General features: G+C 39.9%; 20 protein-coding genes, 1 tRNA gene and 1 pseudogene. 3 read left to right on the top strand and 19 right to left on the bottom strand.

What is annotated here, in order from left to right:
* The 9 genes and pseudogenes from UKS_RS05925 to UKS_RS05970 all read right to left on the bottom strand — a co-directional run bounded on the left by UKS_RS05925 (nucleotide 1) and on the right by UKS_RS05970 (nucleotide 8968).
* Nucleotides 1-945, bottom strand: coding sequence for an ABC transporter permease subunit (locus tag UKS_RS05925; RefSeq protein ID WP_004248623.1), 945 nt, complete (start codon nucleotides 943-945; stop codon nucleotides 1-3).
* A 1-nt stretch (nucleotide 946) separates the two neighbouring features.
* Nucleotides 947-2425 (bottom strand): sugar ABC transporter ATP-binding protein, encoded by a 1479-nt coding sequence (locus tag UKS_RS05930; RefSeq protein WP_156012182.1) that lies wholly within the window; start codon nucleotides 2423-2425, stop codon nucleotides 947-949.
* Between the two features lie 13 nt (nucleotides 2426-2438).
* Nucleotides 2439-2837 carry a D-ribose pyranase gene (gene rbsD / locus UKS_RS05935; RefSeq protein WP_000759835.1) on the bottom strand — a complete coding sequence of 133 codons (399 nt, stop codon included), beginning with the start codon at nucleotides 2835-2837 and terminating at the stop codon, nucleotides 2439-2441.
* Complete coding sequence (gene rbsK / locus UKS_RS05940; protein ID WP_156012183.1) at nucleotides 2812-3723, bottom strand: ribokinase; 912 nt, start codon at nucleotides 3721-3723, stop codon at nucleotides 2812-2814. Before rbsK ends, rbsD begins: the two co-directional genes overlap by 26 nt.
* On the bottom strand, nucleotides 3723-4697 hold the full coding sequence (locus UKS_RS05945) for a LacI family DNA-binding transcriptional regulator (protein ID WP_156012184.1): 975 nt from the start codon (nucleotides 4695-4697) through the stop codon (nucleotides 3723-3725). Before UKS_RS05945 ends, rbsK begins: the two co-directional genes overlap by 1 nt.
* Nucleotides 4698-4907: 210 nt before the next feature.
* Entirely contained in the window at nucleotides 4908-5375 is a 468-nt protein-coding gene (locus UKS_RS05955) for an 8-oxo-dGTP diphosphatase (RefSeq protein WP_156012185.1), read from the bottom strand.
* Nucleotides 5376-5447: 72 nt separating this feature from the next.
* Nucleotides 5448-5935 (bottom strand): annotated as a pseudogene (locus UKS_RS05960) (GNAT family N-acetyltransferase).
* A 14-nt stretch (nucleotides 5936-5949) separates the two neighbouring features.
* Nucleotides 5950-7938, bottom strand: a complete 1989-nt coding sequence (uvrB, locus tag UKS_RS05965) for an excinuclease ABC subunit UvrB (protein WP_156012187.1) — start codon at nucleotides 7936-7938, stop codon at nucleotides 5950-5952.
* A 76-nt stretch (nucleotides 7939-8014) separates the two neighbouring features.
* Entirely contained in the window at nucleotides 8015-8968 is a 954-nt protein-coding gene (locus UKS_RS05970) for a CPBP family intramembrane glutamic endopeptidase (protein WP_156012188.1), read from the bottom strand.
* Between the two features lie 173 nt (nucleotides 8969-9141).
* Between UKS_RS05970 and UKS_RS05975 the strand changes: the two genes are divergently transcribed.
* From UKS_RS05975 to zwf, 3 genes are all read left to right on the top strand, one after another.
* Nucleotides 9142-11307: an ABC transporter substrate-binding protein/permease gene (locus tag UKS_RS05975; protein ID WP_156012189.1), complete on the top strand. Its 2166-nt coding sequence runs from the start codon at nucleotides 9142-9144 to the stop codon at nucleotides 11305-11307.
* The gene (locus tag UKS_RS05980; protein ID WP_156012190.1) at nucleotides 11307-12047 is read left to right on the top strand and encodes an amino acid ABC transporter ATP-binding protein; all 741 of its coding nucleotides are present in this window, start codon (nucleotides 11307-11309) and stop codon (nucleotides 12045-12047) included. The genes UKS_RS05975 and UKS_RS05980 overlap by 1 nt, the downstream gene beginning before the upstream one ends.
* Before the next feature lie 299 nt (nucleotides 12048-12346).
* Nucleotides 12347-13834 (top strand): glucose-6-phosphate dehydrogenase, encoded by a 1488-nt coding sequence (gene zwf / locus UKS_RS05985; protein ID WP_049497269.1) that lies wholly within the window; start codon nucleotides 12347-12349, stop codon nucleotides 13832-13834.
* A 44-nt stretch (nucleotides 13835-13878) separates the two neighbouring features.
* Here zwf and ftsY read toward each other — a convergent pair whose 3' ends face one another.
* The 10 genes from ftsY to leuC all read right to left on the bottom strand — a co-directional run bounded on the left by ftsY (nucleotide 13879) and on the right by leuC (nucleotide 25402).
* A complete protein-coding gene (gene ftsY / locus UKS_RS05990; protein WP_156012191.1) occupies nucleotides 13879-15168 on the bottom strand; it encodes a signal recognition particle-docking protein FtsY in 1290 nt (429 codons plus the stop codon).
* 3 nt (nucleotides 15169-15171) lie between these two features.
* The gene (locus tag UKS_RS05995; protein ID WP_156012192.1) at nucleotides 15172-15990 is read right to left on the bottom strand and encodes a Cof-type HAD-IIB family hydrolase; all 819 of its coding nucleotides are present in this window, start codon (nucleotides 15988-15990) and stop codon (nucleotides 15172-15174) included.
* Nucleotides 15990-16784, bottom strand: a complete 795-nt coding sequence (locus UKS_RS06000) for a Cof-type HAD-IIB family hydrolase (RefSeq protein ID WP_156012193.1) — start codon at nucleotides 16782-16784, stop codon at nucleotides 15990-15992. Before UKS_RS06000 ends, UKS_RS05995 begins: the two co-directional genes overlap by 1 nt.
* The gene (gene smc / locus UKS_RS06005; RefSeq protein WP_156012194.1) at nucleotides 16781-20320 is read right to left on the bottom strand and encodes a chromosome segregation protein SMC; all 3540 of its coding nucleotides are present in this window, start codon (nucleotides 20318-20320) and stop codon (nucleotides 16781-16783) included. Before smc ends, UKS_RS06000 begins: the two co-directional genes overlap by 4 nt.
* Nucleotides 20311-21009 (bottom strand): ribonuclease III, encoded by a 699-nt coding sequence (gene rnc, locus UKS_RS06010; RefSeq protein WP_115904401.1) that lies wholly within the window; start codon nucleotides 21007-21009, stop codon nucleotides 20311-20313. Before rnc ends, smc begins: the two co-directional genes overlap by 10 nt.
* Before the next feature lie 287 nt (nucleotides 21010-21296).
* A tRNA-Arg gene (locus UKS_RS06015) sits at nucleotides 21297-21368 on the bottom strand.
* A gap of 65 nt (nucleotides 21369-21433) precedes the next feature.
* Entirely contained in the window at nucleotides 21434-22420 is a 987-nt protein-coding gene (locus tag UKS_RS06020) for a GMP reductase (RefSeq protein WP_156012195.1), read from the bottom strand.
* 192 nt (nucleotides 22421-22612) lie between these two features.
* Complete coding sequence (locus tag UKS_RS06025; RefSeq protein ID WP_049494800.1) at nucleotides 22613-23392, bottom strand: L-threonylcarbamoyladenylate synthase; 780 nt, start codon at nucleotides 23390-23392, stop codon at nucleotides 22613-22615.
* A gap of 24 nt (nucleotides 23393-23416) precedes the next feature.
* Nucleotides 23417-24010, bottom strand: coding sequence for a 3-isopropylmalate dehydratase small subunit (gene leuD / locus UKS_RS06030; RefSeq protein WP_156012196.1), 594 nt, complete (start codon nucleotides 24008-24010; stop codon nucleotides 23417-23419).
* 9 nt (nucleotides 24011-24019) lie between these two features.
* Nucleotides 24020-25402 carry a 3-isopropylmalate dehydratase large subunit gene (gene leuC, locus UKS_RS06035; RefSeq protein WP_156012197.1) on the bottom strand — a complete coding sequence of 461 codons (1383 nt, stop codon included), beginning with the start codon at nucleotides 25400-25402 and terminating at the stop codon, nucleotides 24020-24022.
* Between the last annotated feature and the right edge of the window lie 3 nt (nucleotides 25403-25405).

Here is a 25405-nt window from a genome sequence, read left to right on the forward strand (position 1 = left end):
CTACTGTTTTACAACTTTAAAACGATCAATCAGAACAGCAATTAAGATTACAACTCCTTTTACTACTTGTTGCCAAAATGCTGAAACACCGATAATATTAAGTCCATTATTCAAAACCCCAATAATTAAAGCACCTATTAAGGTCCCCAGTATACGACCTTTACCTCCTGATAATGAGGTTCCCCCAAGAACAACAGCTGCAATAGCATCCATTTCATAACTAGCACCTGCTGTTGGTTGAGCAGAACTTAAGCGTGATGTTATAATCAATCCAGAAATTGAAGCCATAATACCTGAAATTGAATAAATGATAATTTTCACTTTATTTAGTTTCACACCTGATATATATGCTGCTTTTTCATTCCCTCCTATAGCATACACAGATTTACCAAATGCTGTTTTATGAAGTAAAACATATAAAACAATAAATACAATAAACATAATAATTACAGGAAATGGAATTCCGACGATGTAACCTTGCCCCAAAAATTGAAATAAGAATGTATCACTTAATCCTTTTGTAATAGGATTCCCATTTGTATAAACAAGTGTTGCGCCTCTAAAAATAGTCATAGTTGCTAAAGTAACGATAAATGGAGCTAATTTCCCGTAGGAAATCAATAAACCATTCATCATTCCCAGAATGCAACCCAAAATTAAAGAGATGAGAATTGCTAATGTAACAGGCATTCCAGATCCTAATAGGCCAGCTGTTAGCGCACTGGATAAGGCTAAAATTGATCCAACTGATAAATCAATTCCACCTGTTAGAATAACAAAGGTCATTCCAAAAGCGATCAGTGCATTTGATGTTACTTGCAATAGTAAATTTAACAGATTATTTGCAGTTAAAAAATTTGAATTGATAATAGTGATGACAGCCATTAAAATTATCAATGCTATTACTGTTGTCAACTCTGACATATACTTCATAGTATTTTTCACACTATTGTCCTCCTGTAGCTAGTTGCATAACTTTTTCTTGTGTAGCTTCTTGACGTGTTAATTCTCCACTAATTCTTCCTTCATGCATGACCATAATGCGATCACTGACCCCAATAACTTCTGGTAAATCTGAAGAAACCATAATAATCGGCACACCTCGTTCAGCCAATTCATTCATTAATTGGTAAATTTCACGCTTAGCACCAACATCTACCCCACGAGTTGGCTCATCTAGAATCAGTACTTTTGGAGCAATACCTATCCATTTTGCTAAAACTACTTTCTGTTGATTACCACCAGAAAGTGTCCCAACTTCCTTATCTGGATAACCTGATTTAATTCGTAGCCTATCAATTAAACGTTGTACAAATACATCACTTGTTTTATTATCAAAAATGCCATTTTTAACAAAATCACGAGTACTAGGTAAAGTCATATTATCTTTAATAGAAAAATCTAAAATCAATCCCTCATCTTTACGATCTTCTGTTAAGAAACCAATTCCATGCTTAATTGCTTCAAAAGGATTTTTAATTGTTAGTTGTTCTTCGTTTATTATAATTTGACCAGATTTTAAAGAATCAATTCCAAAAATTGCTCGCATTATTTCAGTACGACCAGCACCCATTAAACCAGAAAAACCAAGAATTTCCCCTTGACGTACATAGAAAGAAATATCCGTAAAAGCATCACCAGAAAGATTCTTAGCTTGAAAGACAATATTCCCAATCTCAGCCTTTTTTTCTGGATAATAATCTTCTAATTCACGACCTACCATCTTCTGAACTAATTCATCCGCATTAGTCAACTTCGTTTTCTTAGTATCAATTACAAACCCATCCCTCATAACAGTTATAAGATCTGTAATCTTAAAAATTTCTTCCATCCGATGTGAAATATAGACAATACCTACACCATCAGATTTTAATCCTTCTATCACTTTGAAAAGTGTTTCAGTTTCACGATCGGTTAAGGCTGCTGTGGGTTCATCCATAATTAACAAGGAAACTTCTGATAATAAACATTTTGCTATTTCTATCATTTGTTGTTGTCCGACTGATAATTGACCAATGATTGCATCTAGAGGAATAGAGATATTAAGACGTTTAAATGCTTCTTTAGCTTTCCTTTCCATACTAACTTTATCTAGAAACCCAATCGAATTTTTAATTTCTCTTCCTAAAAAAAGATTATCAAGTACAGTCATATCTGGCCAAGTATTCATTTCTTGATGAATAAAACTCAGTCCAAACCGTTCTGCCTCTTGAGGATTAGAAAATATTTTTTCTTTTCCATCAATAAAAATAGTTCCTGAAGTAGCTGGAAAAAGTCCAGTTAAAATATTCATTAAGGTTGATTTACCTGCACCATTCTCTCCCATTAAAGCATGAACTTCTCCTGAATTAAGAACCAAATCAATACTTTCTAAAACACGATTATTCCCAAAAGATTTTGAAATGTTCTTCATTTCAATTTTCATAGGCAACTCCCTTCTATATAATAACTCCTGATTGCAAGATTATATTCGAATATGGTGTATCTTCCCCAGTGCGAATAACTGCCTTAACTTTAGTATTCATAGCTTTCAATTCTTCATGACTAATATATTCAATAATTATATTCGATCCTAAAAGATCTAGAACTGCTTGCCACTGTTCTTTGTTTTTTTCCTTAATTTCTTCTGCTAAGAAAATTTTTTCAATAAGTACATGATCTGAATATTCTTTTAAAACTTCTAAAAAACTTGGACTACCTTTTCTTAATGCTAAATCAATTTTATCAACACCTTTTGGAACTGGCAATCCTAAATCTCCGATACAAACCAAATCCATATGACCTAAATCATCAGCTAGTTTTGCTATATTACTATTTAAAATCCCATATTTCTTCATATCCTGAATGCTCCTTTATTTCTTTCAAACTCGGCATGCCTCCTTGCGCTCCAAATCTTTGAACAGAAAGATGTGAAGCAATCGTTGCAAAGGACAATGCAACATTCATCTCTTTTCCTTTTGAGATAGCATAAGCAAAAGCACCATTAAATGTATCCCCTGCTCCTGTAGTATCAACTACTTCTGCTTTTATAGCAGGAATCTTCTGAACTGCTGTCCCATCATAATAAATAGAACCTTCAACTCCTAATGTTACAATCATTTTATTAGGATAAATTTTAATAATTTCTTCTAATTTCTTATCTGGAAAAAGCTCTGAACATTCATGCTCATTAGGAGTAATAAAATCACAAAAAGGAATCATCTCTATATCTGTTTCTCTAACTGGTGCAGGATTGTAAAGCACCTTAACTTTATTTTCTTGACAAAATTTAGCTATAGATAGGTTGGCTTCATGTGGTATTTCATTCTGTAAAACAACAATACTTGCATCACTAATCAATTCCCACTCATTTTTCCAATCATTTGTTTTGACTAAATTATTCGCTCCAGGATAATAAACAATCCTATTATCACCTCCATATAAAGTAATTTGTGCAACTCCTGTAGATTGTGGTACCGTTCCCACATATTCTATAGAAATATTATTATTTTGCAGATTACTTAGTAAATCTGCTGAAAAAATATCTTCTCCGACGTTTCCAAATATGTAAATATTATCTTCTACATTGGATAATCTACCAATGGCTACAGCTTGATTTGCACCTTTACCACCTGGAACTATATTAAATGAATCCCCAAAAATCGTTTCACCTCCTTCTGGAATCCTTTTTGTTCTCATAACTAAGTCCATTGAAATACTTCCAATAACAACAATTTTACTCATTACTTTCTCCTCAATGTATTTCTTTCTACGTATCTAACCGGTAGTTTAACTTTAGCTTCATCTATAGAGAACTTATTTGCCATATTATAGATGAGCTTTGCAGCCTGTTCTCCCATTTTATATGATGATTGGTGGATAGTTGATAAAGAAGGATAAATAAATTGACTAAGTACAATATCATCATAACCAATGATTTGAATATCATCTGGAATTTTTTTCCCAATTGCTAAAATTTCATGAATATAAGCTATCGCATGAATATCAGAAGGTGCTATAATACTATCAATATCTGGATTTTTTTTGAGATTCTCTTTAGCTTCTTTTTGAATTTTTTCAAAGTCAAACGTTTCACTTTCTTCAATACGAATCTCTAAAGATTTATTCCTCAAATAGTTTAAACTTGCTTCAAACCGTTCCGCAATGTTTTCAGCTTTATCATCTAAAACTTTAATAATCATAACTTGCTTAGCACCAGCATTCCAAATTGCTTTAGCAGCCAAACGTCCACCCAACTGATTATCAGAAAAAACACCGTAACCTGTATCTTTACTAATCCGGTCAACCACAACAATAGGCAATGATAAATCTGGATATTCTTTTGTGAAATCATGTGTAGTAATAATTCCAGCAGCATTTGTTTTCAACAGCAAATTAACGTATTCATTTAAAGATTCTTGGTCTGAAATCGTGCCAACCATGATCCTATAACCTTTATCTTTCAAATATGATTCAGCTCCTCGAACCAATCTTGGGAAGAAAGGATTAGAAATATCTGGCAATAAGAGTCCTACCATTTGATTTTTTTTAGTTTTCAAAGATTGTGCTAGTACATTCGGCGTGTAATTTAATTTCTTGATAGCATTTTTTATTTTTTCTCTCGCATCATCTCCGACATAGCCTTTTTTCGAAATATATCTTGAAACTGTTGATTTTGATACTCCTGCTTCTTCAGCAACCTGTTTTATTGTAGTCATCACTCCTCCTTTTTATAGTATGGAACCGTTCCCTTATTTATATAGTAAGCGTTTTCTTTGTTTTTGTCAATACTTTTTTAGAAATATTTTAAATTTATTTTAGAGTTTATATGTTTTTTCCTAATCTTCTATTACTATTAGACTGGAAACACAATAAGACCTCCACTATATCGAGGAGGCCTTGGATCAACTGGGTTATTTAGTTAAAGACTAGAAGATTTTCTTTTCCCAGCCATCTTCTGTACGGTGACGGTAGAAAAATTCAGACTTGTCTGGAGCTTCCATCATCTCCATCAGAGGTAGCATATCATAGGCCAGATCCAAGTTTGGAATCTGGTCTTTTTGCACCCAAGAAACTTCTCCTTCATCTGAAGAGCGAAGGGTACCAGAGAACTCAGTTGCCTTATAACAAATGACAATATAGCGCCCACCTGTATCTAGTGGCCAATTTTTAATGCCGACAATTTGAGGATTTTGGATAGTCAACCCTGTTTCTTCGTAGATTTCACGAATGACAGACTCCGCAAAAGATTCGCCATTTTCTACATGGCCTCCTGGAAAGGCGTAACCAGACCAGCGATTCTCTTCAGAAGAGCGATATTGCATGACTACTCGCTTATTTTCTAGATCTTCGATTAGACAGATGTTGGTTAAAATGGTTGCTTGGGCACGGGACATAGATTTGCTCGCTTTCTAAGTTATTAAATTTTCAGACTTGCTACCAGAGATTCTAGCTTCTACTTTTTAAAATTATTTAGAATAAAATACCATTCGTTTTTCCTTTATAGGCTTTCCAAGTTCAAGTATCTTTTCTTGTCCATCAAAATTAAAACCCATTTTTTATAGAAAGCAATGGCTCGCTTATTATCTTTCAATACCCATAAGAAAATTTCAGAAAATTGATCAAGAGCAATCAAAGCTGCTTTCATTAACTTTTGTGCGATACCTTTTCCATAATAGTCTTTTAAAACATATAAGGCAATAATTTCACCAGCTTGAATCGTCTCATAACGAAAGTTGCCATAACTTATAAAACCAACTACCTTCATACCATCCATCGCAATCAATGTATTTTCTGGATACTTTTGACTAAAGAATCGACACCTTTCTAATGTCATCGTCTCCTGATATTCTGCAGGCAAAAGGTCGTCATAAGCTTCTCTCCACGTTTGCCAGTGAATGAAGGATTTACCTTCTATCTCTTCAGGAATTTCCATTGATTTGATAATAACCGCCATTTGTTTTCTTCCCCCTAATTCAACGCCTTGACTTCCAGCATCATATCGCGGATCTGAGCTGCTAGTTCAAAGTCAAGCACTTCGACGGCTTCTTGCATTTGTTTTTCTAGTTTCTTGACTAGTTCTTTGCGCTCTTGTTTATTAAGACTATTGATATCGACTTCTTTGTCTTCTTCCTTAGCAACTGCCTTGGTCACGGCAATCAGGTCACGGATTTCTTTCTTGATTGTCTGAGGTACGATACCATGTTCTTCATTATAGGCCATCTGGATTTTGCGACGGCGGGCCGTTTCATCGATGGCACGTTGCATAGATTGAGTCATCGTGTCCGCATACATGATAACATGACCTTCACTGTTACGAGCAGCACGTCCAATGGTCTGGATTAAACCACGTTCGTTACGAAGGAAACCTTCCTTGTCAGCATCGAGAATCGCTACGAGACTCACTTCGGGAACGTCAATCCCTTCACGGAGCAGGTTGATTCCGACCAAAACATCAAAGACACCCAAGCGCAGGTCACGAATAATCTCCGTCCGCTCCAAGGTCTTGATATCCGAGTGCATGTATTTGACCTTGATACCCATTTCTTTGAAGTAGTCAGTCAAGTCTTCAGCCATTTTCTTGGTCAAGGTGGTGATAAAGGTCCGTTCGTTCTTTTCTACACGGGCATTGATTTCACCTAGGAGGTCATCAATCTGTCCCATAGTCGGACGAACTTCCACCTCAGGATCCAAAAGACCTGTTGGTCGAATGATTTGCTCAATTACTGTTTCAGTCTGTTCATTTTCGTAATCGCCTGGTGTCGCTGAAACGTAAACAATCTGATGCACATGGCTTTCAAACTCCTCACGACGAAGAGGTCGATTGTCCAAAGCTGATGGCAAACGGAAACCATAATTTACCAGCATTTCCTTACGCGAACGGTCTCCATTGTACATGCCCTTGATTTGTCCCATAGTCATGTGACTCTCGTCAATCATAATTAAGAAATCATCTGGGAAGAAATCTAAGAGCGTATAAGGAGGCTCGCCCTCACTCCGTCCATCCATGTGACGTGAATAGTTCTCAACCCCGTTGGTATAACCCATCTCACGCAGCATTTCGATATCGTACTCTGTCCGCTGTTTCAAACGCTGGGCTTCAAGTAGTTTGCCATCCTTCTCAAAGATAGCTAGTTGCTCTTCCAACTCGGCCTGAATCTTGGCAATCGCAAATTCCATATGGTCGTCATTAGTCACAAAGTGAGTCGCTGGGAAAATCGCTAAATGATCCACTTCTCCCAATACCTGACCTGTCAATGCTTCAACCTCACGAATACGGTCAATTTCATCTCCAAAAAACTCCACGCGAAAAGCATGCTCATCACGGGAAGCTGGGAAAATTTCCACCACATCTCCCCGAACACGGAATCTTCCACGCTGAAAATCAATGTCATTGCGTTCGAACTGAATGTCCACCAAATCATTGAGCAGTTTATCTCGAGAAATCTCCAGACCTGGACGAAGACTAACAACACTATCAGAATATTCCTTTGGCGAACCCAAGCCATAGATACAAGAGACTGAAGCCACGACGATGACATCGTTACGCTCTAAAAGGGCTGAAGTCGCTGAGTGGCGGAGCTTGTCGATCTCATCATTGACAGAACTATCCTTCTCAATATAGGTATCACTAGAAGGGACATAGGCTTCTGGCTGGTAATAATCATAGTAGGAAACAAAATACTCAACAGCATTTTCAGGGAAAAATTCCTTAAACTCCCCATAGAGCTGACCAGCTAGAGTTTTGTTATGGGCAATGACCAAAGTTGGTTTATTGACTTTGGAAATGACCTGACTCATGGTATAGGTCTTCCCTGTCCCCGTCGCCCCCATCAGAATCTGAGCTTTTTCTCCACCCTCAATGTTATCTACCAACTGTTCGATAGCTTGGGGTTGGTCGCCTGATGGTTGGTATTTTGATACTAGTTTAAATTGATTGTCTGTGATGCGATTAATCATAAGGTTCCTCCCTCGATGTGCTATTCCTATTTTAGCATACTTGTAGCATTTTCACGAAGAAAAGGACGGACCGAAGTCACATCCTTTCATTTTCTTTCTTTAATTGATGATTGAGATAGACAATCAAAAGTAGTAAGACTAGACTTGTCATGATAGAACCTTCAATCCCAAACGACCCACCTGATAGCCAATCTTGATTGCCTTGTGGTAAAAAGGTCATCAGAGACGTTCCTGAATGCTGACCACTAACTAAAATCCCAAAGAGATTTCCCTGAGCAAAATTCCAGGCTCCATGAATACCTGCAACACCCCAAACTGTATCGGTTTTGAGAAGGTAAAGAGCCATGGCAACTCCGAATAAAAAGAGATTCACTAGAGATAGAGGAGTGAGGCCCGAATTCCCCATATGAAGTAGGGTAAAGAATAGGCTAGATATAAGAACAGCAAGTTTTAGATTGGTTCTTGAGGCCAATTGAGGAAGGAGCCAAGCACGGGCCACCACTTCTTCTGTTGTCCCCTGTAATATCCAAAATGGGATAGTAAAGACAACAAAGGTAAGAGAATAAGGATTCAAGTGAATAGACTCCAAACGATATTGCCCTAAAGCTACTAAACCTAACAAGGTCAGAAGAAAAAGTGTCAGACCTAGCCCAAAGCCCTTCAGAAGACTGCTGAGGAAATTCTCTCTATAGAATCCCAAGGTTCGAATAGGTCTTTTTTCTACTTTTTTTGTCCATCTGAACACAGTGGTGAGTATAAAACCAAAGGCCAGCAATTCTAAAATTAAATGAAAGTCACTTGATTTATCCGTCAAGCTCGCATACAAAGTTTGCAAGTAGGTTGCAAGATTTTGACCAGTCTCTCCAAAATTCCTAGCAAGTCCGATAAGAGCTAGCAAACTAATACCATACAGAGTAAAAGCCACAAACTCTCCTATGAAGACAAAAACAAGGGCTATCAAGGGGCTTGTGTAAATGTTTAAACTCATTTTTGAAGCTTGGAAGTCTTTAAATATTCTTTTGTTCTTCAAATCCCTGTCCTCTTTTCTTCTATTATATACTATTATTATAGCACTTTGTGGAAGCAGTTCAAGAAAGAAATAAAGAGCTTTAATGTTATATCTTCTAACATAAAAGTTCCTAGATTTGCATTTTTTAGTTTTTTCTGATATAATGGGAAAATATTCGGAAAAGGAGACTAAAAATGAAGAAAAAAATTCTAGCATTTTTGCTAATTTTATTCCCAATTTTCTCATTAGGTATTGCGAAAGCTGAGACGATTAAGATTGTTTCTGATACCGCCTATGCACCTTTTGAGTTTAAAGATTCAGATCAAACTTATAAAGGAATTGATGTTGACATTATCAACAAAGTCGCTGAGATTAAAGGATGGAACATTCAGATGTCCTATCCTGGATTTGACGCAGCGGTAAATGCAGTTCAAGCTGGTCAAGCAGACGCCATCATGGCAGGAATGACAAAAACTGCAGAACGTGAAAAAGTTTTCACCATGTCCGATACTTACTATGATACAAAAGTTGTCATTGCAACTACAAAGTCACACAAGATTAGTCAGTATGATCAATTAAAAGGTAAAACTGTTGGTGTTAAAAATGGAACAGCCGCTCAACGTTTTCTTGAAACAATCAAAGATAAATACGGCTTTAGCATTAAAACATTTGACACTGGTGATTTGATGAACAACAGCTTGAGTGCCGGTGCCATTGATGCCATGATGGATGACAAACCTGTTATCGAATATGCCATCAACCAAGGTCAAGACCTCCATATTGAAATGGATGGAGAATCTGTAGGGAGTTTTGCTTTCGGTGTGAAAAAAGGAAGCAAATACGAGCACCTGGTTACTGAGTTTAACCAAGCCTTGGCTGAAATGAAAAAAGATGGTAGTCTTGATAAAATCATCAAGAAATGGACCGCTTCATCATCTTCGGCAGTACCAACCACAACGACTACAGCTGGTCTAAAAGCAACTCCTGTTAAAGCAAAATACATCATTGCCAGTGATTCTTCTTTTGCACCTTTTGTTTTCCAAAATTCAAGTAATCAATTTACTGGTATTGATATGGACTTGATTAAGGCCATCGCTAAAGACCAAGGTTTTGAAATTGAAATTACCAATCCTGGTTTCGATGCCGCTATCAGTGCTGTCCAAGCTGGGCAAGCTGATGGTATCATTGCTGGTATGTCTGTCACAGATGCTCGTAAGGCAACTTTTGACTTCTCAGAATCCTACTACACTGCTAATACTATCCTTGGTGTCAAAGAATCAAGCACCATTGCTTCTTATGAAGATCTGAAAGGGAAGACAGTTGGTGTTAAAAACGGAACTGCTTCTCAAACCTTCCTAACAGAAAATCAAAGCAAATACGGTTACAAAATCAAAACCTTTGCTGATGGTTCTTCAATGTATGACAGTTTAAACACTGGAGCCATTGATGCCGTTATGGATGATGAGCCTGTTCTCAAATATTCTATCAGCCAAGGCCAAAAATTGAAAACTCCAATCGCTGGAACTCCAATCGGTGAAACAGCCTTTGCCGTTAAAAAAGGAGCAAATCCAGAATTGATTGAAATGTTCAACAACGGACTTGCAAACCTTAAAGCAAACGGAGAATTCCAAAAGATTCTTGATAAATACCTAGCTAGTGAATCATCATCTGCTTCAACAAGCACTGTTGATGAAACAACTATCTGGGGCTTGCTTCAAAACAACTACAAGCAACTCCTTAGCGGGCTTGGTATCACTCTTGCTCTAGCGCTTATCTCATTTGCTATTGCCACTGTTATCGGGATTATCTTTGGTATGTTTAGCGTTAGCCCCTACAAATCTCTTCGTGTGATCTCTGAGATTTTCGTTGACGTTATCCGTGGTATTCCTTTGATGATTCTTGCAGCCTTCATCTTCTGGGGAATTCCAAACTTCATCGAGTCTATCACAGGCCAACAAAGTCCAATTAACGACTTCGTAGCTGGTACTATTGCCCTCTCACTCAATGCAGCGGCTTATATCGCTGAAATCGTGCGTGGTGGTATTCAGGCCGTTCCAGTTGGTCAAATGGAAGCCAGCCGCAGTCTTGGTATCTCTTATGGAAAAACCATGCGTAAGATTATCTTGCCACAAGCGACTAAATTGATGTTGCCAAACTTTGTTAACCAATTCGTTATCGCACTTAAAGATACAACCATCGTATCTGCTATTGGTTTGGTTGAACTCTTCCAAACTGGTAAGATTATCATCGCGCGTAACTACCAAAGTTTCAAGATGTATGCAATCCTTGCAATCTTCTATCTTGTAATTATCACACTTTTGACTAGACTAGCGAAACGCTTAGAAAAGAGGATTCGTTAATGGCAAAATTAAAAATTGATGTAAATGATTTACATAAGTATTATGGAAAAAATGAGGTTTTAAAGGGAATTACAACTAAGTTCTATGAAGGAGATGTTGTTTGTATCATCGGTCCTTCAGGTTCTGGTAAGTCAACCTTCCTTCGTAGCCTCAATCTTCTCGAAGAAGTTACTAGCGGTCACATCACCGTGAACGGCTATGATTTAACTGAAAAAACAACCAACGTTGACCACGTCCGTGAAAATATCGGAATGGTGTTCCAACACTTCAACCTCTTCCCTCATATGTCTGTATTGGAAAATATTACCTTTGCTCCCATTGAGCACAAGTTAATGACTAAGGAAGAAGCTGAGAAATTGGGAATGGAGCTGCTTGACAAGGTTGGACTAGCAGATAAAGCTAATGCTAACCCAGATAGCCTATCAGGGGGACAAAAACAACGTGTGGCTATCGCACGTGGACTAGCAATGAATCCAGATATCATGCTCTTTGATGAACCAACTTCTGCCCTTGACCCTGAGATGGTCGGAGACGTACTAAATGTTATGAAGGAATTGGCCAAGCAAGGTATGACCATGATTATCGTAACCCATGAGATGGGATTTGCCCGTCAGGTTGCTAACCGGGTTATCTTTACTGCAGATGGTGAATTCCTTGAAGACGGAACACCTGACCAAATCTTTGACAACCCACAACACCCACGACTGAAAGAGTTCTTGGACAAGGTCCTAAACGTCTAATACTCTTCAAAAATCTCTTCAAACTGCGTCAACGTCGACTTGCCGTAGGTAGGTTACTGACTTCGTCAGTTCTATCCACAACCTCAAAGCAGTGCTTTGAGCAGCCTGCGGCTAGTTTCCTAGTTTGCTCTTGGATTTTCATTGAGTATAAACTCAAACTGTAAGGATTTCCTTGCAGTTTTTTCTATCTCGTATTGGATTTTTTGATTTTTCGGAAAATTATGTTAGAATTAAGTTTATGAAATGAGGTTTCCTCATACCTAGCAAGACTAGGAATAAAATAGAAATTAGGTAGCTAGATGTCATCTAAGGTTATTGTTACAATTTTCGGTGCGAGTGGAGACCTGGCTAAACGCAAGCTCTACCCTTCCCTTTTTAGACTATATAAATCCGGCAATCTTTCCAAGCACTTTGCAGTCATTGGAACTGCCCGTCGTCCTTGGAGCAAGGAATATTTTGAATCTGTTGTAGTCGAATCTATCCTTGATTTGGCAGATAGTACCGAACAGGCTCAAGAGTTCGCTAGCCACTTCTATTATCAAAGTCATGATGTCAATGATACAGAGCATTACATTGCTTTACATCAATTACAGGCTGAGCTGAATGACAAGTACCAAGCTGAACACAACAAGCTCTTCTTCTTGTCTATGGCACCCCAGTTCTTTGGAACTATTGCTAAACACCTTAAGTCTGAAAACATTGTGGACGGTAAAGGTTTTGAACGTTTAATCGTTGAGAAACCATTTGGTACAGATTACGAAAGCGCAAGCAAGTTGAATGACGATCTTCTAGCAACATTTGACGAAAAACAAATTTTCCGTATTGACCATTATCTTGGTAAGGAAATGATTCAAAGTATCTTTGCAGTACGCTTTGCAAACTTGATTTTTGAAAATGTTTGGAACAAGGACTTTATTGACAATATTCAAATTACCTTTGCAGAGAGCTTGGGTGTAGAAGAACGTGGTGGCTACTATGACCAATCTGGTGCCCTTCGCGATATGGTACAAAACCATACACTACAACTTCTTTCTCTCCTTGCTATGAACAAGCCAGCCAGCTTCACAAAAGACGAGATTCGTGCCGAGAAGATTAAGGTCTTTAAGAACCTCCATCATCCAACTGATGAAGAGCTTAAAGAACACTTTATCCGTGGTCAATACCGTTCTGGTAAGATTGATGGCATGAAATATATCTCTTATCGTAGCGAACCAAATGTGAATCCAGAATCTACAACTGAAACCTTTGCATCTGGTGCTTTCTTTGTAGATAGCGATCGATTCCGTGGTGTTCCTTTCTTCTTCCGTACTGGTAAACGTCTGACTAAAAAAGGGACTCATGTCAATATCGTCTTTAAACAAATGGACTCTATCTTTGGAGAACCTCTTGCTCCAAACATTTTGACCATCTATATCCAACCAACAGAAGGTTTCTCTCTCAGCCTAAATGGGAAGCAAGTAGGAGAAGAATTTAACTTAGCTCATAACTCACTGGATTACCGTACAGATGCGACCGCAACTGGTGCTTCTCCAGAACCATACGAGAAATTGATTTATGATGTCTTAAATAATAACTCAACTAACTTTAGCCACTGGGATGAAGTTAGTGCGTCATGGAAGTTGATTGATCGTATCGAAGAGATTTGGGCTGAAAATGGTTCCCCACTTCATGACTATAAAGCTGGAAGTATGGGACCTCAAGCTAGCTTTGATTTACTTGAAAAATTCGGTGCCAAATGGACCTGGCAACCAGATATAGCCTATCGTCAAGACGGTCGTTTAGAATAAAAAAAATCCTGCAAGGTTATGCCTTGCAGGATTTTTGTTTCTGATTAGATTAAGCCTTCTAAGAGACCTTTCATAAAGTTTTCTGAGTTAAACTCTCCAATATCATCGATTTTTTCACCAAATCCAATTAATTTTACAGGAATATTGAGTTCTTCACGGATGGCTAGAACCACACCACCTCGAGCTGTTCCATCAATCTTAGTCAAGACAATTCCTGTCAATGGGGTAATTTTTGAAAATTCTTTGGCCTGTACCAGGGCATTTTGACCTGTTGATGCATCAAGCGCCAAGAAGGTTTCATGAGGTGCTTCTGGTACGACACGTTTGATAATACGACCAATCTTTTCCAACTCGGCCATGAGGTTGTCCTTGTTTTGCAGACGACCAGCGGTATCAATCATGAGAATATCGATACCTTCAGCTACGGCACGTTCCATGCCATCAAAGACCACACTGGCTGGGTCAGCTTTCTCAGGTCCAGTCACTACTGGAACATCTACTCGTCGACCCCATTCAACTAGCTGGGCTACCGCCCCTGCACGGAAGGTATCTGCCGCAACCAACATGACCTTCTTACCAGCTTGTTTGTAGCGATGGGCTAATTTCCCGATAGAAGTTGTTTTCCCAACACCATTAACTCCAACAAAGAGCATAACTGTCAAGCCATCTTGGAAGTGGATGCTCTCATCGTAGTTGCCACCTTTTTCATAAAGCTCAACTAATTTCTCAATGATGACACGGCGAAGTGCATCAGGTTTCTTGGCGTTTTCAAGCTTGGCTTCGTAGCGTAACTCCTCTGTTAAGTTAGAAGCGACCTGCACTCCAACGTCACTCATGATCAGTAATTCTTCCAGTTCCTCGAAGAATTCTTCATCGATAGAGCGGAAATTGGCAAAGAAGGCATTCAAACGAGCACCAAATCCTGTGCGAGTTTTCTTGAGACTGCGGTCATATTTTTCCTGAACAGTTTCTTCTACTTGAGGTGTTTCTGCTTCAAGCACTTCAGAACTATTTTCTTCTTCAGTCTCTAGGAGCTCAGGATTCTCTTCTTCTGAGACTTCTTCTGAGTTTGGTAATTCTTCTATTTCTTCTTGAGGAACCTCTACAGCTGGATCTGAATCCTGACTTTCTTCAACTGTGCCTTGGATTTCCTCTTCTTGGAGCAAAGCTTCTTCAACAATTTCAACTTCTGCCTCTTCTTGAGAAACTTCCTCAGCTTCTGTAAGGGAAGGCTCCGTATCTTCAGACAAATCAAGATTTTCCAGAGCTTCTTTTATAACTTCTTCGATTTTAGGTTCTTCTTTTTTTCCGAATAGACGGTCAAATAATCCCATATCTTAGTTCTCCTTTAGCACATATTCTTCGATAGCCCAGGCTACAGCTTCTTCATCATTGGTCATTGGCGTCACTACATTTGCGACAGCCTTGACTTCAGGAACAGCATTTTGCATGGCAACACCGAGCCCTGCCCACTCAATCATAGACAAATCATTGGCCTCATCTCCACAGGCCATGACTTGGCTTTGGTCGATTCCTAGATGGCTGGTTAGTTTTGCCAAGCCTGTTGCTTTATGAACATTCTTTGGTGACCACTCTAGCAACATCTCACGTGATTTAAAGATTTCATATTGGTCAAACAATTCTGGAGAAATCTTCTGAATGGCTGCATCCAAGGGTTCTTGATCAAAGGCAGTCACACATTTATTATAGGTCATTTGACGAGACAAGTCTTCAAAGTCCACTGGAACAAAAGTCAAAGCTGGATTGAATTTGGCATAAAGACTTTCTTGGTCAGATTGAATTTGATAAACAGTTCCTTCTGAGATGGCATCAAGAGGCAGTGATAATTTCTCTGTTTCTTCATACAAGCGTGCCACATCATCATATGAAAAGACTGTCTTATCAAGGATTTCTCCTGTATTTTTCTGAACCAAACCACCATTAAATGTAATCGTATACTCATCTTCATGGCCGTCAGTCCCTAGCTCATGGAGAAAGAAATCCATAGCTTTTAAGGGACGACCAGTTGTCAATACAACCTTAATACCACGATCACGCGCAGCTTTCAAAGTTGCCTTGGTACGATCCGTCAACCTTTTATCAGTAGTCAGCAAGGTCCCGTCCAAGTCCAATGCAATCAATTTTATATCTGCCATTATAAGCCCTCCATATAAGCTATAACCGACTGGTCCTTATGGTGACCAATCACAGTCTCTGCTAATTCTAAAATTTCTGGTCGTGCATTTTCAGGAGCTACAGGATGTCCCACAACCTGCATCATATGCAAGTCATTTAGATTGTCTCCAAAAGCCAGAACCTGATCCATCGTGATACCAAGTTTTTTAGCTAATTCAACAATGGCCACTCCCTTATCGACATAGTCCAGCACGATATCAATGGATTCAAAGCCAGTTGTCATAGCTTTGACACCAGGGACATTTTCGTTTACCCAAGCTTCTCCAGCTTCTAGCGTTTCTTCTGTGAAGTTGGTCGTAAATTTAAAAATGTCATCTGTGATATCTTCCAAACTCGCTACTTTTTGGATATTTTCATTATAGTGCTGACTCACTTTCAAATAGGTCTCATCAACCGTGTCTAGCACATAAGAACCCTTCTTACCAGTCAAAAGAAGCTTATTTATATCTACATAAGGTGACGTTTTCAGCTTTTCAAAAGTTGATAGATAAAAGTCACGAGACATAGTCGCTTCATACAAGTCCTGATCTTGATATTCGACCAAACTGCCATTTTCCGCAATGAAAATAATATCATCACGAACATCTGCAAATAATTTTTCTAAGGATAGAAATCCGCGCCCCGAAGCCACCGCAAAGTAAATCCCTTTTTCCTTGTAAGAAGCTAAAAGAGACTTGAGGCGGTCCATATCAAAGCGTCCATTCTCATCTAGGAAGGTTCCATCCATATCTGTTGCTACTAGTTTAATTGTCATCCTTCAATACTTTCTAAATCTTTTAACTTAACTGAAACAATTTTTGAGACACCTGATTCTTGCATGGTCACTCCATAGATGGAATCAGCCGCTGCCATGGTTCCCTTACGGTGGGTTACGACGATAAACTGGCTGTCCTTGTCAAAGCGGTTGAGATAATCGCCAAAGCGTTTAACATTTGCTTCGTCTAGCGCAGCCTCTACCTCATCCAAGATAACAAAGGGAATAGTCTTGACACGGATAATGGAGAAGAGCAAGGCAAGAGCCGATAGGGCTTTTTCCCCACCACTCATGAGGTTAAGAGACTGGATTTTTTTACCTGGAGGTTGAACAGAAATCTCAACCCCAGCTGTCAATAAATCACCTTCTGTCAGAATTAGGTCTGCTTGGCCACCACCAAACATCTGCTTGAAAGTCACTTTAAAGGACTCACGAATAGCTTCAAAAGTGGATTTAAAGCGGTCCTTGACCTCATCATTCATCTCTGTAATGGTTTCAAGGAGCAAATTTTTCGCTGACAAAATGTCATCTCGCTGGCTATTTAGGAAATCAAGACGGTTGTGGACTTCTTCATACTGGTCAATAGCTTCTATATTGACAGGACCCAGTGAGCGAATAGCCTTCTCTAAGTCCTGCACCTCTTGCTCTGCCAGATTGAGATTTTCCAATTCATGTGCCTTTTCTAGTGCTTCAGTATAGCTAATCTGATACTGGTCTGTTAATTGACTTTGTAAATGACGCAAACGCTCACTGACCTTTTCTTTCTTGGCTTCAGCACGTGTTTGCTTGCGAATCCACTCCTCATTCTGTTGGCGCGCCTGATCCAAATGACTAGCAATATCATCCAGTTGCCCTTCCATATCATCCATCTCAAACTGCTTGCGAATCAAACCTTGTTGGAGGTTTGATTTCTGAGTTTTGGCTTCTTCTACCTGTTGACTGAGCAAATCTGTATCAACTTTCTCAAGATTGTCAACCTTTTCTTGAAGAAGGCGCTGAATTTCTTCTTGTTCAATATCAAGATTATCTAGTTCCTTACCTAAGCGCTCAATATCAGTCACTTCATAACGTTTTTGCCCTTGCAGTTCTGTCTTAAGCAGACGAGCTTGCGCTACCTCTTCCTGCAAGTTTTGATAACGTTCTTGGATGGCGTTTTTATTAGATTTAATCTCTTCAATCTCAGCTTCCAGATTATGCTTTTCACTGGTGATTGTAGTAAGACGCTCTTGGTATTTTTCCTTGTCTACTTGCCAATCTCCGTCAGAAAGACGATCTAATTCCTCTTCTTGAAGTTTCCAAAGAGTTTCTAGCTCTTCAACTTGCTGACTGGTCTGCTGATAAGCGAGCGACAAGCCTTGCTCCTGAATACGAGCCTGCTCTCCTTGAGATTTGATGGATTCTAATCTTTCTGTCAATGAAGCCATCTCATCTTGCAAGGTCTTCAAAGACGTTTCATCTGTATGCAAGCTAGCTTTTTCTTCAGCAATTTCTTTTTGCAATTGCTCCAGTTCTGGCTTAATGAAGATACTGTTGTTCTGGCGATTGGCACCACCCGCATAGGAACCACCTGTGCGTAACTCTGTCCCGTCCAATGTCACCATACGAACCTGATAACGAACTTTGCGCGCTGCTGCACGCGCATGTTCAACGGTATCAAAAATCGCTGTCGTAGCTAGCAAGTTCTTGAAAATAGCTTCCAGTCTCGTATCGAATGTCACCAACTCATCTGCCATGCCTAGAAATCCCGCACTTGCAGCGATAGCATCTTGGTTCTGACTAGAAATCGTACGCGCCTTGATAGTCGTCAACGGAAGAAAGGTTGCACGACCAGCTCTGTTGCGCTTTAGGAAATCAATCGCCTTGGTTGCCGACTCTTCATCTTCTACGATGATATGCTGACTGCTGGCTCCAAGCGCAATTTCTAGGGCAGTTTGATAATGCACATCAAAGGTCAGGTGCTCACTAACAGCACCAATAATTCCACCAAGGCGGGCTTTTTCTTGGAGAACACTCTTAACACCTGCATAAAAGTTACTGTGATTTCTCAGGATATTTTCCAAACTTTGGGCTCTCGCCTGCTTGTTTTTGAGATTATCCAGACGGTCAAAGAGTTGACTTTGTTGAGTTTGATAGGAAGCTTTCTGCTTCTCTTGCTCCTTGGAAATAGCTTGATAGTCGGCCAATAATTTCTGAACATGATCCTTGGCAGTTTCAAGCTCATTCCTTTGCTGACTTGCCTTTTCTTTAGCTGTAGCTAATTGCTCCTTCAGCTTTTCTAGTTGATCTGCTTGTTTTTGAGAAAGCTGACGACTATTTTCCAACTCATTCTCGATACGGGTCAGTTGGTTTGAGACATCCGCTTCTTCTTGTAAAAGCGCCACAAAGCGTTCACGCAAAAGCTCAATCATCTGATCAGGATCATCTGAAAAAGCTAGCAATTCAGCTTCTAAACGGTTGAGTTTTTGATTATTTTGAACTAGATTTTCCTCTAAAAGGGCTAAAGAGTTTTCTTTATCAGATTTTTCTTTGATAAGTGAATTTCTCTTATCCTCCAAAGTAGCCAAACGGGCTTGTGCTTCCTGTTGATTGAGGGCTACTTGCTCAGATTCCAGTTTCGATAGGGCTAATTTTCTCTCTAAATCACTGATCAGACTGGTCAAATCCATCAAACTACCCTGATCTTTGGCCATTTCAGCTTGTAAATCTTGGCGTTGCTTTTTAAGAGCTTGATTTTCTTCTTCTAATTTTTCACGCTTTTGGTAGTAGCTCGTCAAGAGTTCCTGAACCTGTGCCAACTCTTCTTCTGTCGAGTCTAGTTCAGCTTTATTTTCCTTGATTTGAGCAACAAGGACATCTAAATAAACAGCCTTGCGTTGACCTTCCAAGTCTAAAAACTTTCGGGCATTCTCAGCTTGCTTCTCAAGAGGCTTGATTTGATTATCCAACTCGTAGATAATGTCCTCTAAGCGATCTAAATTATCCTGAGTTTGTTGCAGTTTACTTTCAGTTTCTTTTCTGCGAGTCTTGTATTTCAAAACTCCTGCAGCTTCTTCAAAAATGGCACGGCGTTCTTCAGGCTTGGAATTAAAAATCTCCTCAACCTTCCCTTGGGAAATGATAGAAAAGGAATCTCGTCCCAAACCTGTATCCAAGAAGAGATCATGAACATCACGCAGACGGACTTTCTTGCCGTCAATCTTGTATTCGCTATCACCACTACGATAGATATGACGTTCTACTCTGATTTCTTGACCTGCGTCCTTGATAAATCCATCATTATTATTCAGAGTTACAACTACAGAAGCATAATTGAGCGGTTTACGACTTTCTGTTCCAGCAAAGATGACATCCGGCATCTTGCCACCACGGAGACTCCTAACACTTGACTCCCCCAAGGCCCAACGCAGACTTTCTATAATATTGGATTTCCCAGATCCATTGGGACCAACAACTGCCGTCACACCTTGATCAAAGACGACCTTGGTCTTGTCAGCAAAAGACTTGAATCCCTGAATTTCGATTTCCTTTAAATACATGAATCCAGCCCTTTCTCAACGGCATTTTTGGCAGCTTCTTGCTCTGCTAATTTCTTAGAACGCCCTTGACCTTGACCAATGCTCTTACCTTCGACAAGAACTTCTACATCAAAGATCTTATCGTGGGCAGGACCCGTTTCAGAAATCACCTGATACCGAATAGCCACATCGCCATTGACCTGTAGTAACTCTTGGAGATGGGTTTTGTAGTCTGTAATCATTTCAAACTCGCCTGCTTCCACCTTGGGAATCATGACTTGATAGATGAATTCCTTGACCTTGGCCACATCCTTGTCCAAAAGGAGGGCACCAAGAAAGGCTTCAAAGGCATCACCAAGAATGGTATCACGATTGCGACCACCAGATTTTTCTTCCCCCTTACCCAGCTTGATAAACTGATCAAACTGGCAATCACGTGCAAAACCAGCCAAACTCTCCTCGCGGACAATCATGGCACGGAGTTTAGACAAGTCACCCTCAGGCTTTTTAGGATATTTTTTATACAGATATTCTGAAATCAATAACTGTAGAACAGCGTCTCCTAAAAATTCCAAGCGCTCATTGTGTGAAATTTTTAAGAGGCGGTGCTCATTGGCATAACTCGTATGAGTAAAGGCAGTTTCCAGTAAATTTTTGTCTGCAAATTCGATTGCAAAATGGTTCTTTAGTACAGTTTGTAATTCTTTCATACCAACCTCTTTCTAACTGATAACAGTCCTTTTTATTATATCAAAAAAAGCCCCCTGAGTCACTCTAAAACGGGACTGGAAGGAATTTGGGCATTCTATAGAATGAGATTTCAGTTTTATACTCAATGAAAATCAAAGAGCAAACTAGGAAGCTAGACGCAGGCTGTACTTGAGTACGGTAAGACGACGCTGACGTGGTTTGAATTTGATTTTCGAAGAGTATTAGGGAAAAATTTGGGTCAGGATAAAGAAAAAAGCCCTATTAAAGGCTTTTTAAGATGTTTACATCCACCCTGAGGGAATCGAACCCCCATCTCAAGAACCGGAATCTTACGTGATATCCATTACACTAAGGGTGGAAACTTGTTTTATTATAACAAAAATTTGCCCTAATAACAAGTTTTTTCTAGTGAGATAGCCCGTCTTAGTGAGAAGCATCCCCATTCCAGATAGAGTTTTTCACGATCACATAATCAACGTGTTTAAGGTCAGCAACCTGACGTCCACCTGCATAAGAAATAGCACTTTGAAGGTCTTGTTCCATCTCAGTCAAAGTATCTTGCAAATGACCTTTGGCAGGAAGTAAGATGCGTTTGCCCTCCACATTTTTGTAAGCACCTTTTTGATATTGTGAAGCTGAACCATAGTACTCTTTGAACTTTTCGCCATCAACTTCAATCGTTTTCCCTGGACTTTCAATATGTCCTGCAAAGAGGGAACCAATCATGACCATGCTGGCACCAAAACGGATAGACTTGGCAATATCACCATGAGTACGAATTCCTCCATCAGCGATAATCGGTTTACGTGCAGCCTTGGCACACCAGCGTAGAGCAGCCAACTGCCAACCACCTGTACCAAAACCAGTCTTAACCTTGGTGATACAAACCTTACCTGGACCAATTCCGACCTTCGTAGCATCCGCACCAGCGTTTTCCAATTCACGCACAGCTTCTGGTGTTCCCACATTTCCAGCAATAACAAAAGTATCTGGCAATTCTTTTTTGATGTGCTGAATCATAGAAATCACGCTATCCGCATGACCATGTGCAATATCAATCGTGATATACTCAGGAGCATCATTCTTGAGCTGTCTTACGAAATCATACTCATAGTCCTTAACACCGACAGAGATAGAAGCAATAAGCCCTTGATCGTGCATGCGTTTAATAAAAGGAATGCGTCCTGCCTCATCAAAACGGTGCATAATGTAGAAGTAACCACCTTTAGCTAGTTGCTCTGCTACATTTTCATCCAAAATCGTCTGCATATTAGCTGGCACAACAGGTAGTTTAAAGGTGTGATTTCCTAAAGTGACACTTGTATCCGCTTCTGCACGGCTTTTAATCACACATTTATTTGGAATCAATTGAATATCTTCGTAATCAAAAATTGGAAATTCATTTAACATCTCGATGTCTCGTTTCTTTTGTAATGACCTACCTATGCTCTCGCATCACTACGCCTTTTCCGACGTTTCCTTAATTTATTATAAACTAAAGTACAGTTTTTGTCAAATAATTTTATAAATTAAATTATATCGTTCGGATTTTTCTCGAAAACAAAAAAGAGGAGAGATTATTTTCTCCCCACTTCCTACATTCTAATAATACTCTCCCTGACGGTAGTCCCATGAGTTAAAGATATCTGACAGGTGCATCATGATTTTATCAATGTCCAGTCCTTTGCGGATTACAACTGGTGCTGGTGAGATTGAACGTTCTCCTTCTTGTTCTGGGATTAGCTTGCCATCTTTATCAACCATAGATACCATCACTCCTTGCTCGTAGCGAGTTTCAATCGTTTTGTCAGGCTGGATAGATGCCACGTAGTCGTCTGCCTCTATAACAAGGTCCACTGCCCCTTCGATACGCTCCCCAATTCCTTCCACTTTACCACGGTTTCCTTTTCCAGATGGGTTTGCAGATGAGGCATAAACCATTTTACCTTCTTCCCAAAGCTTGGCAGCCAATTGTTCACCAGCTTTCCCAAACTTGATAACGAAACAGCTCGTTCCACGAACATCAGTCATCAGCTCTTCACGGCCATCACCGTAGGCTTTGAGTTTTTCAAAAGCTTCTGGTTTCCAAGGAAGGATACAACCAAGAAGAATGTCTTCATCCCAATGTTTTTGGTAGAAGGCTTCAATTTCTGGGTTGAGTTGCGCTAAAGCGCGAAGCTCATCCATACTACCACAAAGTACAACACCTGGTTTATTACGGTTACGTTCTTTGGCTTCAAACTTACGCTCAAGTCCTGCCTTGTCACTAGTCATGATAATGTAACCAACTTTTGTAGGACAAACGATACATCCGCCCTCACCTTTTAAAATGTCGTAGCCTTCTTGTGAAAGTGTTCCGTCCCATTGAATGTGTTTTGTCATAGTTCTGTTTCCTTTTCTATTTTTCTAATCCTGCCAATAGGCTGGTCGTTGTTTTTCGTAGGCAGCAATCAAATCTTCATACTGCAAGGTAATCCCGATATCATCCAAACCATTTAAGAGCTTGTGTTTCCACTCGCTATCGATTTCAAAAGTGAATTCTCCAACTGGAGAGATGATTTTTTGTTGTTCCAAGTCCACGGTTATCTGGTCGCTTGGTTGTAGCTGGGCTAGTTTGTCTCTAACGGCCTTAGGTTGAACAATGGGCAACATGCCATTATTGAGTTCATTATTGTAATGAATATCACCGAAAGACCCCGCAATCACGACTTTAAAACCATAGTCAGCTAGAGCCCAAGCTGCGTGTTCCCTCGAAGAACCTGCCCCAAAGTTATCCCCTGAAATGAGAATACTAGCTTTCCGATATTCAGGTCGGTTAAAGACAAAGTCTGGATCCTCAGTATAGAGATCATCCAGATAACGCCAAGCATACATGAGGTACTTACCAAAGCCTTTTTTATCAATCAACTTGAGAAACTGCTTGGGTAGGATTTGGTCGGTGTCGATGTTATCATTCATGAGAGGAACGGTCGTTCCCGTATAAACTGTGAATTTTTCCATATCCTCTCCTTACTGGGCTTCTGGCATTTGCCGAACATCTACGAAACGCCCTGCAATAGCTGCCGCAGCTGCCATGGCTGGACTGCAGAGGTGGGTCTTAGCACCAAATCCCTGCCTATCTTCAAAGTTTCGATTGCTGGTTGAGGCACAGTGAACACCATCAGGTACCTTGTCAGGATTCATCCCTAGGCACATAGAGCAACCTGGGTCTCTCCACTCAAAGCCAGCATCTAGGAATACCTTGTCCAAACCTAACTTCTCAGCAGCTCGCTTGACTGGTCGAGAACCAGGTACCACGATAGCTGTTAAGTTAGGGGCAATCTTCTTCCCTTCTACAAATCGAGCCGCCAGTTGCAAATCGCTAAGTCTAGCGTTGGTACAAGAACCAATAAAGACATAGCCTAGTTGGATATCTGCTGGTTTCTGACCTGGTTGTAAATCCATGTAATGATAGGCTCGTTCATCATTCATATCCTTTATTTCTGGGAAGCTAGAATCAAAGTCAACACCCATAGCAGGATTGGTTCCCCAGGTCACCATGGGAGCCAATCCTGAGACATCCATCTGGATAACCTTATCGTAAACAGCATCATCATCACTGATAATTGTTTTCCAATCAGCCACAGCCTCTTCGAAGTCCTCTGGAACACATTCTCGTCCCTTGAGATAATCATAGGTGGTTTGATCCGGATTCATGATTCCCATCTTGGATCCAAACTCGATGGACATATTGCAGATGGTCATTCGCTCTTCCATGCTCAGTGCATCAATAGCTTGTCCACGATATTCCACCACGTAGCCAACGCCGCAAGCAACGCCGTACTTAGCAATCAGGGCGAGAATGTAATCCTTGGAATAAACTCCTTTTTGAGGAACACCAGTGAATTCTACCAGCATTTTCTTGGGTTTAACCTGCCAGAGTGTCTGGGTAGCGAAGACATGCTCGACTTCACTGGTCCCAATTCCAAAGGCGATGGCTCCAAAAGCTCCGTGCGTTGCTGTGTGACTGTCTCCACAGACGATGAATTTTCCTGGTTGGGTCCGTCCTGTCTCTGGACCAACCATATGAACGATTCCTTGCTTTTCTGAACCGTGGGCAGCATGTTCAATCCCGAATTCCTCAACATTTTCTGCTAACTTATCAATTTGCGCCTTGGAAATAACATCTCGAATATCGTAGATATTGACCGTCGGGACATTATGGTCAAAGGTTCCAAATGTCAAGTCTGGTCGTCTCAATCTACGTCCTGCATCTCGCAATCCTTGAAAAGCTTGAGGACTGGTCACCTCGTGTATATAGTGCTGGTCTACATACATGAGTTGAGGCTGCCCTTCTTCTCCTGTGATGACATGGCGGTCCCATAATTTATCAAAAATCGATTTTCCTGCCATCCA

It is taken from the genome of Streptococcus sp. 116-D4 (assembly GCF_009731465.1).
Taxonomy (GTDB): domain Bacteria; phylum Bacillota; class Bacilli; order Lactobacillales; family Streptococcaceae; genus Streptococcus; species Streptococcus pseudopneumoniae_E.

Coding starts and splice junctions, on each gene's coding strand:
- UKS_RS05930 (WP_156012182.1), bottom strand. CDS start 2,425: ATGAAAATTGAAATGAAGAACATTTCAAAATCTTTTGGGAATAATCGT.
- rbsD (WP_000759835.1), bottom strand. CDS start 2,837: ATGAAGAAATATGGGATTTTAAATAGTAATATAGCAAAACTAGCTGAT.
- rbsK (WP_156012183.1), bottom strand. CDS start 3,723: ATGAGTAAAATTGTTGTTATTGGAAGTATTTCAATGGACTTAGTTATG.
- UKS_RS05945 (WP_156012184.1), bottom strand. CDS start 4,697: ATGACTACAATAAAACAGGTTGCTGAAGAAGCAGGAGTATCAAAATCA.
- UKS_RS05955 (WP_156012185.1), bottom strand. CDS start 5,375: ATGTCCCGTGCCCAAGCAACCATTTTAACCAACATCTGTCTAATCGAA.
- uvrB (WP_156012187.1), bottom strand. CDS start 7,938: ATGATTAATCGCATCACAGACAATCAATTTAAACTAGTATCAAAATAC.
- UKS_RS05975 (WP_156012189.1), top strand. CDS start 9,142: ATGAAGAAAAAAATTCTAGCATTTTTGCTAATTTTATTCCCAATTTTC.
- UKS_RS05980 (WP_156012190.1), top strand. CDS start 11,307: ATGGCAAAATTAAAAATTGATGTAAATGATTTACATAAGTATTATGGA.
- zwf (WP_049497269.1), top strand. CDS start 12,347: ATGTCATCTAAGGTTATTGTTACAATTTTCGGTGCGAGTGGAGACCTG.
- ftsY (WP_156012191.1), bottom strand. CDS start 15,168: ATGGGATTATTTGACCGTCTATTCGGAAAAAAAGAAGAACCTAAAATC.
- UKS_RS05995 (WP_156012192.1), bottom strand. CDS start 15,990: ATGGCAGATATAAAATTGATTGCATTGGACTTGGACGGGACCTTGCTG.
- UKS_RS06000 (WP_156012193.1), bottom strand. CDS start 16,784: ATGACAATTAAACTAGTAGCAACAGATATGGATGGAACCTTCCTAGAT.
- smc (WP_156012194.1), bottom strand. CDS start 20,320: ATGTATTTAAAGGAAATCGAAATTCAGGGATTCAAGTCTTTTGCTGAC.
- rnc (WP_115904401.1), bottom strand. CDS start 21,009: ATGAAAGAATTACAAACTGTACTAAAGAACCATTTTGCAATCGAATTT.
- UKS_RS06020 (WP_156012195.1), bottom strand. CDS start 22,420: ATGTTAAATGAATTTCCAATTTTTGATTACGAAGATATTCAATTGATT.
- UKS_RS06025 (WP_049494800.1), bottom strand. CDS start 23,392: ATGACAAAACACATTCAATGGGACGGAACACTTTCACAAGAAGGCTAC.
- leuD (WP_156012196.1), bottom strand. CDS start 24,010: ATGGAAAAATTCACAGTTTATACGGGAACGACCGTTCCTCTCATGAAT.
- leuC (WP_156012197.1), bottom strand. CDS start 25,402: ATGGCAGGAAAATCGATTTTTGATAAATTATGGGACCGCCATGTCATC.